Raw genomic sequence first — 13,983 nt, 5'->3', positions numbered from 1 at the left:
ACAAACGCATTTCAAAGGACCACCATGAACCACCGTACAGCCCTGGGCGCCCTGCACATCGGCGCACTGTTCTTCGGCCTGACCGGCGTGTTTGGCAAACTGGCCGCCAGCGCCAGCCCGGCCATCATCGTCTTCGGCCGTGCCGCCTTCGCCGTGCTCGCCCTTGCGCTGTTCGCCAGCCTCGCCGGCCCAGGCTGGCAGCGCCTGCGCAGCCAGGACGTACAGCGCCTCTTGCTGGGTGGTGTGCTGCTGGCCGGCCACTGGGTCAGCTTCTTCATCGCCGTCAAAGTCGGTGGCGTGGCTATCGCCACCCTCGGCTTCGCCAGTTTCCCGGCGTTTACCGTGATGCTCGAAGGGGTGCTGTTCCGTGAACGCATCCGCCGCAACGAAGCACTGCTGGTATTGCTGGTGAGCATCGGCCTGGTTCTGGTGACGCCGTCTTTCGACCTGGCCAGCGAAGCCACGGGCGGACTGCTGTGGGCGCTGCTTTCCGGCTTGCTGTTCTCGCTGCTGTCGCTGACCAACCGGGCAGGCTCGGGGCGCTTGCCCGCCGTACAGGCAGCGCTGTGGCAAAACCTCGTGGTCGGCCTGTGCCTGTTGCCGTTCGCCGTGCATGGCCTGGGCGCGGTGAAGCCGATGGACTGGCTGTGGATCGCCCTGCTAGGGGTTTTCTGCACGGGCGTCGCCCACAGCCTGTTCGTCGCCAGCCTGGCAGTGATCAAGGCACGCACTGCCGCGGTGGTTTTCGGCATGGAACCGGTCTACGGCATCGCTGTTGCCTGGATGGTGTTCGCCGAAACACCAACCCTGCGCATGCTGCTGGGCGGTGCACTGATCATCTTCGCCATTGTGCTTTCCAGCCGCCTTGGCGCCGAGCAGCCGCCCAAGCCACGCACCGTGGCCGAGGGCGCCTGATCAGCGATCGTTGTGCCCAAGGTCGCGCTGCGGGTCGATCTGGTCACGCACGCGCTGCTTGAGCGCCTTGGCCTCTGGGAAACCACCGTCAGCCTTGCGTTCCCAGATCTGCACGCCATTGCAGGTGATGCGGAAGGTGCCGCCGGTAGCGGGCTCCAGCGCCACCCGGGCCAGGTCGTCGGCGAAGGTGCTGAGCAGTTCCTGGGCCAGCCAGGCGGCGCGCAGCAGCCATTGGCACTGCGTGCAATATGTGATGACGATTTCCGGCTTGTTGTCGGCCATGGTGCGCTTTCTCCAGGTAGGGGCCGCTTATACTAGCGGTCTTTAACCCCCTGTTTGAGACTCACGATGCGCCGCCTGCTGTTCTGCCTTTTGCTGACGCTCAGCTCTTTCACCGTGCTCGCCGAAGCGGCACGCCCCAAGGTCGGCCTGGTACTCTCCGGGGGCGCCGCCCGTGGCCTGGCCCACATCGGCGTGCTCAAGGCCCTGGAGGAACAGGGCGTGCGCATCGACGCCATCGCCGGCACCAGCATGGGCGCGGTGGTTGGCGGCCTGTATGCGTCCGGCTACAGCGTCGAGGAGCTAGAAAAACTCGCCACTACGCTCGACTGGCAGCAGGCCTTGTCCGATGCCCCACCGCGCAAGGACGTGCCCTTCCGGCGCAAGCAGGATGACCGCGACTTTCTGGTCAAGCAGAAGCTGAGTTTTCGAGACGACGGCAGCCTTGGCCTGCCACTTGGGGTGATTCAGGGCCAGAACCTCGCACTGCTGCTGGAAAGCAAGCTGGCCCACACCGCCGATACCCGCGATTTCGACAAGTTGCCAATACCGTTCCGCGCCGTGGCAACCGACATCGCCAGCGGCGAGAAGGTGGTATTCCGCCGCGGCCACCTGCCCCAGGTGATCCGCGCCAGCATGTCGATCCCGGCGGTGTTCGCCCCGGTCGAGCTTGATGGGCGCCTGCTGGTGGACGGCGGCATGGTCGACAACATACCCGTGGATGTGGCCCGGGACATGGGCGTTGATCTGGCCATCGTCGTCGATATCGGCACTCCGCTGCGTGACCGCAAGCAACTGGCCACGGTGGTGGATGTACTCAACCAGTCGATCACCCTGATGACCCGGCGCAATTCCGAAGAACAACTGGCCAGTTTGCATAGGGATGACATCCTCATCCAGCCACAGCTGGCCGCGTTCGGCGTCACCGACTTCGGCCGCGCGCGCGACATGATCGAGGCCGGCTACCGTGCAACCCGCCTGCTCGACCCTCGCCTGGCCACCCTGCGCCAGCCTGAAGGCGATGCCGAACTGGCCATGGCACGCTCACCGCGCCAGCGCACCCCGGTGATCACGGCCATCAAGGTGGAGAACGATTCCAAGGTCAGCGATGACGTGATCCGCTATTACATCCGCCAGCCGATCGGCGAACCGCTGGAGCTCGACCGCCTGCAAACCGACATGGGCACCCTGTATGGCCTGGACTACTTCGACCGCGTGCAATACCGCGTGGTCCATAAAGGCGACGACAACACCCTGGTGATCAACGCCCGTGGCAAGCGCGGCGGCACCGACTACCTGCGCCTGGGCCTGAACCTGTCGGACGACCTGCGCGGCGACAGCGCCTTCAACCTGGGCGCCAGCTATCGGGTCAATGGTATCAACCAGTTGGGCGCCGAGTGGCTGACGCGCGCGCAGATCGGTGACAAGCAGGAGCTCTACAGCGAGTTCTACCAGCCGCTTGACGTGGGCTCACGCTACTTCATCGCCCCCTATCTGGACTTCGGCTCGCAGAACATCGAAGCCACCCTGGACAGCGACCCGGTAGCCGAATACCGCCTCGAGCGCTACGGTTTCGGTCTCAACGTCGGCCGCCAGATCGGCACCTATGGCGAAGTGCGCCTGGGTGCGGGCAAGGCCTGGGGCGAGGCCGAGGTGCGCATTGGTGAACAGGACCTGCCCAAGGTCAGTTTCAACGAAGGTTTCTACGAGCTGAAATACTCGTTCGACACGCTCGACAATGTGTACTTCCCGCACAGTGGCGAGAACATAGGCCTGACCCTGCGCAAATACGACAAATCGCTGGACTCGGACGCGGACTATCGCCAGTGGATGTTCAATCTGGACAAGGCTTTGAGCAGCGGGCCGAACACGCTGGTGCTCGGTGGTGGGTATGGACGCACGCTCGACGACACCGAAGTCGTGACGTCGAGCTTTGTGCTTGGCGGGGCGCGGCAACTGTCCGGGTTCCGCCAGGACTCGGTATCCGGGCAGAACGTGAGCCTGCTGCGCATGGTCTATTACCGCCGCCTCACGCCGCGTTCCTATCTGCCGCTGGACTTCCCGCTGTACATAGGCGGGTCACTCGAGCGCGGACGGGCGTGGAACAACGACAATGAGTTCGACAGTGGCTACATCAATGCCGCAAGTATCTTCCTGGGGCTGGACACGCCACTGGGGCCGTTGAGCCTCAGCTATGGGGCCAACAGCGCGGATGAGCAGGCAATCTACTTGAACCTGGGCAATACGTTCTAAGCCTGAAGCCCGAACCGGGCCTCAGGATTTTTCCAGGTTGGCCAGAATCTTCGCATGCACCCGCATGCACACATCCAGGTCAGCCTCATCCACCCCGGTGAACAATTCCAGGCGCAGGGCATTGGCGATGGTTTCGATCTGTTCGATCAGGGGCTTGGCCGGTGGACACAACTGGATCTTCTTCGCCCGCCGGTCCTCAAGCACCGCCTGGCGTCGAACCAGGCCCTGGTTTTCCAGGCTGTCTAGCAGACGCGCCAGGGTCGGGCCTTCCACGCCTACACTTTGCGCCAGCTCGCGCTGGGTCGGCGCTTCTTCGAAACGAGCCAGGTGCAGCAACACCAGCCAGCGCGCCTGGGACAGGTTGAGCCCGGCCAGGCGGCGATCCAGTTCGGCACGCCAGCCACGGGACATCTGGGCCAGCTGCATGCCGAAACGGTGTTGGTTGTCGGTCAGGGGCATAAACAACTCATTGACTAGAACTAATTATTAGTCAGCTAACCATGCCCCGGCCCATCAGGCAAGGCTGCCCTACCCGCAAAGCCCTGAAAATCGTCAAAAAGGATGACATTGATCAGCGGATGTCCGAAATGTCTTCCATCGTCAGAGCTCGAATTCCGCCGCCAGCGCAGCACGCACGCAGTACAGCACACCCTCGGGTATGCGTGCGCCGAACAGCGGAGCAATGGCCGAGACCGGTGGCAGCTCGCCTTCGCCATCGAGGAAGGCATCCTGCACCTCCATCAGCAAGTCTTCAGGCAGGTCCAGCGCCTGGTCCAGGCTCAGTTCCTGGCGCCCAATGGCCTCGGCCAGCAAGCTGTAAACGTTCTTTTCGCTGCAATTGAGCTGGCCGGCGATCTGTGCCGGGGTCATGCCGGCACGGGCAAGGCTGACCAGTTCGTGGCGCAGATCGAGTACCACCTTGGGCGCCTCGGTGGTGCCACCGGCGTCATTGAGCACTTCGAGGAAGGCCTGGCCATAGCGCTCCAGCTTGCGCGCACCCACGCCGCTGACCTGGGCCATGTCGCTGAGGCTGGCCGGCTGGCTGCGCAGCATCTCCAGCAGCGTGGAGTCCGGGAAGATGACATAAGGTGGCACGCTGTGCTCTTCGGCCAGTTTGCGGCGCAACGTGCGCAGCGCTTCCCACAGCTCGCGCTCTTCGGCGCGCACCAGCTGGCTGGCCGGGCTGCCGCCGCCGGAAGAGGTTTTCGCCACTGTCTGCGGCTTGAGGTCGCGACGCAACTGCAAGGTCACTTCGCCGCGCAGCAGCGGCCTGCAGCTGTCGGACAGGCGCAGACCTCCGTAGCCTTCCAGGTCGATGTCGACCAGCCCGCGGGCCACCAACTGGCGGAACAGCGAACGCCATTCAACCTCGGCCATCGCCTTGCCAACCCCGAACACCGAAAGTTTTTCGTGGCCGAAATTGCGCACCTTCTCGGTATCCTTGCCCAGCAGCACATCGATCAGGTGGCCGACCCCATAACGCTGGCCGGTACGGAACACCGCCGACAGCGCCTGGCGCGCAGGCTCGGTGGCATCCCAGGTCTGGACCTGGTCGACGCAGTTGTCGCAGTGCCCGCAGGGCTGTTCGAGTACTTCATCGAAATAGGCCAGCAACGCCTGGCGGCGACAACGGGTTTCCTCGCACAGCGCCAGCATGGCGTCGAGCTTGTGTTGCTCGACGCGCTTGTGGCGCTCGTCCCCGTCGGAGTTCTGCAGCATCTGCTTGAGCATCACCATGTCCTGCAGGCCGTAGGCCATCCAGGCATCGGACGGCAGGCCATCCCGGCCGGCACGCCCCGTCTCCTGGTAATAGGCCTCGAGCGACTTGGGCAGGTCGAGGTGGGCGACGAAGCGCACGTTGGGCTTGTCGATGCCCATGCCGAAGGCGATGGTGGCGACCATGATCAGCCCTTCCTCGTTGAGGAAGCGGTGCTGGTTGGCCGAACGGGTTTCAGCAGCCAGGCCGGCGTGGTACGGCAACGCCGGGAAGCCTTGGTCGCACAGGTAGGCAGCGGTCTCATCGACCTTCTTGCGTGACAGGCAGTAGACAATACCGGCGTTGCCGCGGCGCTCGCCGAGGAAGGCCATCAACTGCTTGCGCGGCGACTCCTTGGGCACGATGCGGTAGAAGATATTTGGCCGGTCGAAGCTCGACAGGAAGCGTTCGGCGCCCTGCAGGTGCAGGCGCTGGACGATTTCCTCGCGGGTGCGCATGTCGGCGGTAGCGGTCAGGGCGATGCGCGGCACGTGCGGGAACAGCTCGGCCAGCTGGCCCAGTTGCAAGTATTCCGGGCGGAAATCGTGACCCCATTGCGAAACGCAGTGGGCCTCGTCGATGGCGAACAGGGAAACGTCCAGGCCGCGAAGGAAATCCAGCATCCGCGGCTGTACCAGGCGCTCAGGCGCCAGGTAAAGCATCTTCACTTCACCGCGACGCAGGCGCCCGGCGAGGTCACGCTGCTGTTCCGCACTGAGGGTGGAGTTCAGGGCAGCCGCCGCGACCCCGAGTTCATCGAGGGTGGCGACCTGGTCGTCCATCAGCGCGATCAGCGGCGACACCACCACGGTCAGGCCCGGGCGCAACAGCCCAGGTACCTGGAAACACAGCGACTTGCCGCCACCGGTGGGCATCAGCACCAGGGCATCGCCGCCATTGGCCACGCATTCGATGATTGCTGCCTGGCGCCCACGGAAACTGTCGTAGCCGAAGATATCCTTGAGAACGCGCTGAGCCTGTTCGAGCATGTGCAACTCCACAAATCGCCGTACCATCCTGGACACAGGCTGGACGAAAAACCCGCTCCGCACACGCCAAATGCGTAAGCGGCTTTTGCCAGAGGCCGGGGAAACCCGCCCCTTGGGTGAAAAACCGCGAAGTATACCCCAGTGCCAGGCTGTGCAGGATGCCCGGTGACAGACGTTCCCTTTGCCCCGCCATCGCCGCAAGGTGCTAGAATTCACTATCGTTTATTCCCCAAGGTAGCCCTGTAATGTCCTTCGCCGAGCAACTGACCCGCCTGCAAGCCTTCCTCGACGCCGATGAGCTGCACGAAGAAGCGCTGGACTACGTCGCCGCCCACGGCTACCTGACCGCGCTGTCGATCTGCTCGGAAGACGTCCCCGAACGTGAATGGATCGACGCGCTGTTCGCCGAAGAGCCCCATTACGCCAGCGATGCCCAGCGCACCGAGATCGAAGCTACCTTGGTGGCACTGAAGGGCCATATCGCCCGTCAGCTGGCCAGCGACGAAGAATTCGATCTGCCGTGCGAGCTGGACCTGACCGACGAGCCGGACGACTCCGACCTGCGCGGCTGGTGCATCGGCTTCATGGAAGGCGTTTTCCTGCGTGAAGAGGCCTGGTTCGAGAACGCCGAAGAAGAAGTCAGCGAGATGCTGCTGCCGATCATGGTCGGTTCGGGCCTGTTCGACGAACAACCGGAATTCGCCGACATCGCCAGCAACGCCAACCTGCAGGACGACATGATCGTGCAGATCCCAGAGGCGCTGAGCGCGTTGTTCCTGCTGCTGCACGCACCTGACGAGAAGCCTGCGCTGCTCAAACCGCGCCACCACTGAGTCGGCTGTGCGCTACCTGCTGCTGGCCATCGGCTGGCTCAGCGTTGCGCTGGGGGTGCTGGGGATCTTCCTGCCGGTGTTGCCCACCACCCCTTTCCTGCTGCTGGCGGCGGCCTGCTTCGCCCGCAGCTCGCCACGCTTTCATCACTGGCTGGTCAACCACCCCACGCTGGGGCCGTGGATCCGCGACTACCTGAGCGGTGAAGGTATCCCCTTGAAGGGCAAGGTATACGCCATCGGCCTGATGTGGGCGAGCATCGGCCTGTCCTGCTACCTGGTGCCCCTGTTCTGGGCACGGGCCTTCATGCTGACCAGTGCGGTGCTTGTGAGCCTGTACATTCTCAAGCAGAAGACATTGCACCGGCCAGGCTGAACAGCGCAGCCAGCTCTGGCGCTACCGCCGGCAATCCGGAGATAGCGCCACAAGCTTCAAGCAAACTTGCAGGCCGCGCAGCTCACACCGTGTCCACCTTCAACGAATGATCATCGATCATCCCGTTGATAATGGTCGCCGTATCCGGCCCCGCCGATATCACCCCGCCCGCCCCCGCCGTCACGCCGTAGTGCTGCGCAAGGTCAACGCCGGCCAGGTCGATCGTCTGCGTCGGCGCCGCCCCCGCCACGCTGCTGACTTCAATGGTCGATACCACTGTCGCCCCGGCGCCACTGACCTTGAAGTGCAGGTATTCATCCAGGGACGCCGCCGTGGCGTGTTCCCCCGTCAGCAGCTGCGACAGGTCGAGCTTGTCGCTGCCTGGGGTGAAATCGTTGAGCGTGTCATGGCCGCTGTCGTTCTTCTGCCAGACGAAAGTGTCGCTGCCATTGCCACCGATCAAAATGTCATTGCCGCCGCCCCCTTTGAGCACATCATTGCCTGCACCGCCGTTGAGCACGTTGTTGGCACTGTTGCCGATCAAGGTATCGTCATAGTCCGAGCCGACCAGGTTGTAAATGCCACTGAAGGACTCAACCCCCGCACCTCCAGTGTCCTGCGCCCCTTCAAGGCTTAGGTCGACGGTGACCGCGCCCTCGGCTTGAGCATAGTCAGCCGTAGCGCTCACCCCCTGGCCAGCGGCGGCATGGGCTTCAAGCGACGCAATGTCGATGACTCCAGCAGTGAAGTGCTCACTGCCTGCGCCCGTGAGCGGGGCCGCGTCCTGCACATTGGCGTAGTCGAGGACCATGTTTAGTTTGTAGCCTTCGCCGCCTTTGGCTGCACCCAACGGGTCGCTGAGGTGAATGCTGTACACCCCGTCATGGCTGGCCGTGAAGCTGTCTCCCGAGGCGATGGACTGATAGCTGCCACCGGCATCCTTCCACTGCATTGCCAGTTCGCCGCCATCGGGCGTGTGATTCAGCTGCAAGGCTTCACCTTTGCGCAGGGTGACATTGATCACTTCTTCGGCATTGCCTTGGGCGTTGACCATGCCGGACGCGCCCAGATAGCCGAGCACCACCAGCGCCGCGGTCATGCTGCTGGCATCGAGCGTGAACGCGCTGCGATCGACAACCCGTTGCTCCTGCCCCCTGGCGTACCCGGCGCCACATTCGGCTATCGAATTGTCGTGCACGTTGATCGTGATGGTCGCGGTGCTTTCGTCACCGTCAGCATCACGAATGGTGTAGACGAAGGTGTCGGTAGCATCCCGCGGTGCCACGACGCTCGGGTCGGAGTGGTAAATCGCATTCCCCCTGGCGTCCAGTATGAGGTAGCCATACTGGCCAACCACCTGGCTGCCGAGCTGACCGATAGCCGAGGTGCAAGTGTCATCGCCAGCGCGCACGCCCACCACGTAGCCGCAATCGCCCGGCACGTCAGCGCCGATCACATCGTTGGACAGGACATTGCCACGCACCTCCTCGCCTTTGCTGACACTTACAAAATCGCAATGGGCCTGCGGCACGTCATCCACGATGGTGATGGTGACGCTGCTGGTGGTCCAGTTACCTTGCGTATCCTCCACCCTGTAAGTGAATGATTCCCCGACGGTATTGGCACCATCGTTGGCATGGGTCGGCGAATTCGCTGGTGAAGTCAGGGTGTAGGTGTAGGAGCCGTCTGCGTTCAGGTGGATCTGACCGTACTCGCCTATGCCATTGCCTATCAGGCTGTAGGTCAATGCACCGACGCCGCCACCGACTTGTCCGACCAGGCTGCCTGCAGCCGTTTCGGCAGTCGAGCAAGGCTCACTGCCGTTGACATTTCCGGCCGCCAGGTCCTGGCCATCCTTGGTCAGGTCAAGCGCTTTTTCGTAAACCGTGACCCCACCGTCGCCACAGGGCTGAAGCGACTGGTCATGCACGTTGATGGTCACGGTAGCGGTACTTTCGTCGCCGTCGGCATCGCGAATGGTGTAAACAAAGGTGTCGAGCGCATCCCGCGGCGCTACGGCATTGGGGTTGGAGTGATACTCGGCGTTGCCCTGGGCATCGAGGGTCAGGTAGCCGTACTGCCCATACACATGGCTGTCGAGCTGACCGTTGGCAGCGGTGGAGGTGTCATGCCCGGCGCGCACGCCAATCACATAGGCGCCGTCACTCGAGGTATCGGCACCCACCACATCGTTGTACATCACGTTGCCGCGCACGATGTCGCCCTTGCCTACGCTGACGAAATCGCAATGGGCTTGCGGGACGTCATCGACGATGGTGATGCTGACGCTGCTGGTGGTCCAGTTGCCCACCGTGTCCTGCACCCGGTAGGTGAAGGATTCGGTGACGGTATTGGCGCCGTCGTTGGCATGGTTCGGCGAGTTCGCCGGCGAGGTCAGGGTATAGGTGTATGAACCATCAGCATTGAGGAGCAACTGGCCGAACTGGCCAACGGCATCACCGACCAAGGTGTAGGTCAACGCCCCCACGCCTCCTGCGACCTGGCCGACCAGGCTGCCGGAAGCGGTCTCGCGGGTCGACTCTGGGTCGCTGCCGGTGGCGGTTCCAACAGCCAGGTCGTGACCATCCCGGTGCAGGTCCAGCGCGTTTTCGAACACCGTGACGCCCCCGTCACCACATGGCTGCAGTGAAGGGTTGTGCACATTGATGGTGATGGTCGTGGTGCTTTCGTCGCCGTCGGCATCACGAACGGTGTAGACGAAAGTATCCAGCGCATCCCGCGGCGCGACGGCATCGGGGTTGGAGTGGTACTCGGCATTGCCCTGGGCATCGATGATCAGATAGCCGTACTGGCCATGCACCTGACTGTCGAGCTGGCCGAGCGCAGAGCTAGAGGTATCGTTGCCAGCGCGCACGCCTACCACGTACTTGCCATCGCTCAGGGTGTCGGCACCGACCACATCGTTGTACATGACATTGCCGCTGACCACATCACCTTTGGCGACACTGACGAAATCGGCGTTAGCCGTCGGTACATCGTCGACGATGCTGATGACGATCGTGCTGGTGGTCGAATTACCCTGAGAATCCTGCACCTGGTAGGTGAAGGTTTCAGTCACGGTATTGGCGCCGTCGTTGGCATGGGTCGGCGAATTCGCCGGTGAGGTCAGGGTGTAGGTGTAAGAGCCATCAGCGTTCAGCAGGATCTGACCGTACTGGCCGACAGCATTGCCGACCAAGGTGTAGGTCAGTGCGCCGACCCCGCCACTGGTCGAGCCGGCCAGGGTGCCAGAGGCCGTTTCCTGGTGCGATGCTGGGTCGCTGCCAATCACGGTGCCGGCGGCCAGGTCGCCACCGTCCTTATGCAGGTCCAGCGCTTTCTCGTAGACCGTGACGTCGTGGTCCGCACAGGTCATCAGCGCACTATGCACATTGATCGTTATGGTCGTGGTGCTTTCGTCGCCATCGGCGTCGCGAATGGTATAGACGAAGGTATCGACGGCATCCCGTGGTGAGGTGACGTTGGGGTTGGAGTGATACTCGGCGTTGCCCTGGGCATCGATGGTCAGGTAGCCGTACTGGCCGTTGACCTGGGTGTTGAGCTGGCCGATAGCAGACGTGGAGGTATCGCTGCCCGCGCGCACACCGACCACATATTGGCCGTCGCCGCGGACGTCAGCGCCCACCACGTCGTTGTACATCACGTTGCCATACACCACATCGCCCTTGGCCACGCTGACGAAATCGCTGCTGGCTGTCGGCACGTCGTCGACGATGGTTATGACGATGGTGCTGGTGGTCGAATTGCCCAGCGAGTCCTGCACCTGGTAGGTGAAGGTTTCGGTCACGGTATTGGCGCCGTCGTTGGCATGGGTCGGGGAGTTCGCTGGCGAGGTCAGCGTATAGGTGTAGGAGCCATCAGCATTGAGCTGAATCTGGCCGTATTGGCCTACGGCATTTCCGACCAGTGTGTACGTGAGCGCACCGACCCCGCCACTGGCTGAGCCGACCAATGTGCCGGATGTGGTTTCCTGGCTCGAAGCCGGGTCGCTCCCCGTGACATTGCCGGCGGCCAGGTCGTTACCGTCCTTTTGCAGGTCCAGGGCTTTCTCGTGAACCGTGATGTCACGATCTTCGCAAGCCATCAACGAATTGTGCACGTTGATGGTGATGGTCGTGGTGCTTTCGTCGCCATCGGCGTCGCGAATGGTATAGACGAAGGTATCGACGGCATCCCGTGGTGAGGTGACGTTGGGGTTGGAGTGATACTCGGCGTTGCCCTGGGCATCGATGGTCAGGTAGCCGTACTGGCCGTTGACCTGGGTGTTGAGCTGGCCGATAGCAGACGTGGAGGTATCGCTGCCCGCGCGCACACCGACCACATATTGGCCGTCGCCGCGGACGTCAGCGCCCACCACGTCGTTGTACATCACATTGCCATACACCACACCGCCTTTAGCCACGGCGGCCTGATCGTCATCAGCCTGAGGTAGATCGTCGACGATATTCACATCCAGGCTGCCAGTCGCAGTGCTGCCATCGACATCCTTGCCGATCACCTGGAACACTTCGCTGATGCTGCCCTCGCCGCCGGGGTGGTTTTCGTTGTCCACCAAGGTGTAGCTGTAACTCACCACACCCGTCGTCGGGTCATAGCCAGTCACGGTCAGCGTGTTGCCTTCAGGTGTGACGATCGACTGCGGGAAGCCCGCCGCCACGCCACCACTGACCACGCTGATGCCACCCACGCTCAGGCTCTGCAAGCCGTCTGGGGCGGTAATCTTGAAGGTGCCCTGTTGGGTCAGGGCGCCGGCATCGGGTGCACTGCCGTCCTGCAGGTTGCTTTCAGATACCGTCAGTTCGCCGCCCTGCACGCCGAGCCCATCCAGCGTCACCGGGTCGTTGAGGTTGGTCACGTTCAGCGTCAGGGTCGCGCTGCTGGTATCGCCGTCGGCGTCCTTGATGGTGTAGGTGAAACTCTCCACGCCCTGGCCACCGCCGCCCAGGCTCTTGAAGTCCGGGTCGCTGGTGTTCAGCGTGTAGGTGTAGGAACCGTCTGCGGCCAGGACCAAGGTGCCGTAAGTACCGGTGAAGGTACCGGCGATTACCGGGCCACCGGGCACGCGGTCGGCGCCCTGCACGTCATTGCCCAGTACATTGCCGGTCAGTTCGGTTTGCTGTTCGGTGGCGGCTACCGCATTGCTGTCATCCACCGCTTGTGGCGCATCGTCACGGACGATCACGTCCAGCGACCCTTGGGCAACATCGCCGTCGCTATCGCTGACCAGTACCGGCAATTGTTCGCCCTGTGAGTTGTTGCCCTCGCCCTCAACGTGCTGCTCGGCACCGGTCAGGGTGTAGCTGTAGCTCACCACGCCCGTGGCAGGGTTGTACCCGGTAATGGTCAGGGTGTTGCCCAGGCCCGTGGTGATCGATTGGCCAACACCGGTCACCACACCAGCGGTCACCACGTTGATGCCACCCACACTGAGGTTGTACACGCCGTCTGGCGCCAGCACGGTAAAACTGCCTTGCTGGGTCAGGGTTGCGGGGTTGCTGGCCGACCCCTGGGGTAGATTGGCCTCATCCAGACTCAGCTCGCCAGGGCTGACATTCAACCCCCGCAACGCTACCGGACTGTCTTCGTCGATCGGCGTGATGGGTGGATTGGGCTGCTCCGGCGGATTGGGCGGACCAGGCGGCAGGCCACCATTGCCACCGTTGCCAGCCCCCAAGGAGTCGCGCCCGCTGCCATCCAGGCCACCCACATAGCGGTTGGCCAATTCAGGAATGCCATTGAAGCCAGCCGTGGGAAAGCCCACCACCGGGTCAACCCGATCCGCCACTTCGGTAAGCAACACAAAGCTGTGGCCACCGCCCAGTGCGCCTGGCGCGCCGTTGCCGCCATTTCCAGCGGCAGGGGCTTCGGTGTTGACACTAGGGTCGTCGCCGGCGGCAATCGCCCGCTGAATGCGCTCGACATCGCTCAGCTGCGCCTCGCTCGGCGCAACGTCCTGAGCCTGTACAGGGGCGGCCTGGTTAGCCAGGAGCTTTTCGGTCATGGCCAGGCTGCTGTCGCGGCCGAGTGTCAGCTCGGCGCCATTATGCAAGCGCACAGCCACGGCACCTGCGGCACCCGTTTGCAACTGCTCGCCCGCGTACAGGCGATCGCCCTCGATCAGAGGGCGTCGGCTGCCATCGCTGCCAACGGCAAATACTTGCCCCACCACCTTGCTGACCACACCGACTGACTTAGCCATGAGCGCACGCCTCCCTAACCTATTGGCTACACAGCCAACAACATGGCAGATGGAGGTCAACGGCTTCGCGCCCGCATGTCTCAACCGTGAGAATCGTGCGCGAAGGTCACTGATTTGGCGATAGTCATAATGTAAATTTGCCACCACCGGATGCCAAATTTTTGTCGCCAAATTCCGCTTTTACCTACCTACCCCACGTCCTTAGCCATAAAAAATCTGGAACTCATTGCGATGCAGGAAACTCGCAGGCTACAGCGGCTTCCGAAATCACTTGAATGAAACAATGTCTTGGTTTCGATAGAGCGCATAAGTTTTTTTTCGCATATCACTTATGAAAAAATCTTCTTAGCTCGCGCGCTAAATGT

8 protein-coding genes are annotated in these 13,983 nt (G+C 62.6%); 4 read left to right on the top strand and 4 right to left on the bottom strand.

From position 1 onward, the window contains the following. Positions 1–24 precede the first annotated feature (24 nt). On the top strand, positions 25–915 hold the full coding sequence (locus tag ACEWE8_RS13080; RefSeq protein WP_115274145.1) for a DMT family transporter: 891 nt from the start codon (positions 25–27) through the stop codon (positions 913–915). On the opposite strand, the gene ACEWE8_RS13075 is transcribed toward ACEWE8_RS13080, so the two are convergent. Then, a complete protein-coding gene (locus ACEWE8_RS13075; RefSeq protein ID WP_046785414.1) occupies positions 916–1,197 on the bottom strand; it encodes a SelT/SelW/SelH family protein in 282 nt (93 codons plus the stop codon). It abuts the gene before it with no gap. A 66-nt stretch (positions 1,198–1,263) separates the two neighbouring features. Here ACEWE8_RS13075 and ACEWE8_RS13070 point away from each other — a divergent pair, with 66 nt between their 5' ends. After that, positions 1,264–3,447 carry a patatin-like phospholipase family protein gene (locus ACEWE8_RS13070; protein WP_046785415.1) on the top strand — a complete coding sequence of 728 codons (2,184 nt, stop codon included), beginning with the start codon at positions 1,264–1,266 and terminating at the stop codon, positions 3,445–3,447. A 21-nt stretch (positions 3,448–3,468) separates the two neighbouring features. Here ACEWE8_RS13070 and ACEWE8_RS13065 read toward each other — a convergent pair whose 3' ends face one another. Together ACEWE8_RS13065 and recQ are read right to left on the bottom strand one after the other, a co-directional pair. Continuing rightward, positions 3,469–3,906, bottom strand: a complete 438-nt coding sequence (locus ACEWE8_RS13065; RefSeq protein WP_046785416.1) for a MarR family transcriptional regulator — start codon at positions 3,904–3,906, stop codon at positions 3,469–3,471. A 141-nt stretch (positions 3,907–4,047) separates the two neighbouring features. Then, the gene (gene recQ / locus ACEWE8_RS13060) at positions 4,048–6,192 is read right to left on the bottom strand and encodes a DNA helicase RecQ (RefSeq protein WP_046785417.1); all 2,145 of its coding nucleotides are present in this window, start codon (positions 6,190–6,192) and stop codon (positions 4,048–4,050) included. Positions 6,193–6,437: 245 nt separating this feature from the next. On the opposite strand from recQ, the gene ACEWE8_RS13055 reads away from it, so the two are divergent. Together ACEWE8_RS13055 and ACEWE8_RS13050 are read left to right on the top strand one after the other, a co-directional pair. Beyond that, positions 6,438–7,025 carry a YecA family protein gene (locus ACEWE8_RS13055; protein WP_039602166.1) on the top strand — a complete coding sequence of 196 codons (588 nt, stop codon included), beginning with the start codon at positions 6,438–6,440 and terminating at the stop codon, positions 7,023–7,025. Next, entirely contained in the window at positions 6,997–7,398 is a 402-nt protein-coding gene (locus ACEWE8_RS13050) for a YbaN family protein (RefSeq protein WP_218176412.1), read from the top strand. The genes ACEWE8_RS13055 and ACEWE8_RS13050 overlap by 29 nt, the downstream gene beginning before the upstream one ends. Positions 7,399–7,480: 82 nt before the next feature. Here ACEWE8_RS13050 and ACEWE8_RS13045 read toward each other — a convergent pair whose 3' ends face one another. Then, a complete protein-coding gene (locus ACEWE8_RS13045) occupies positions 7,481–13,618 on the bottom strand; it encodes a retention module-containing protein (RefSeq protein ID WP_395589313.1) in 6,138 nt (2,045 codons plus the stop codon). Positions 13,619–13,983 lie beyond the last annotated feature (365 nt).

The sequence above is a fragment of the Pseudomonas sp. TR47 genome (genome assembly GCF_044143025.1).
Lineage (GTDB): Bacteria > Pseudomonadota > Gammaproteobacteria > Pseudomonadales > Pseudomonadaceae > Aquipseudomonas > Aquipseudomonas putida_E.
This window is presented reverse-complemented; position numbering and strand designations above follow the sequence as displayed.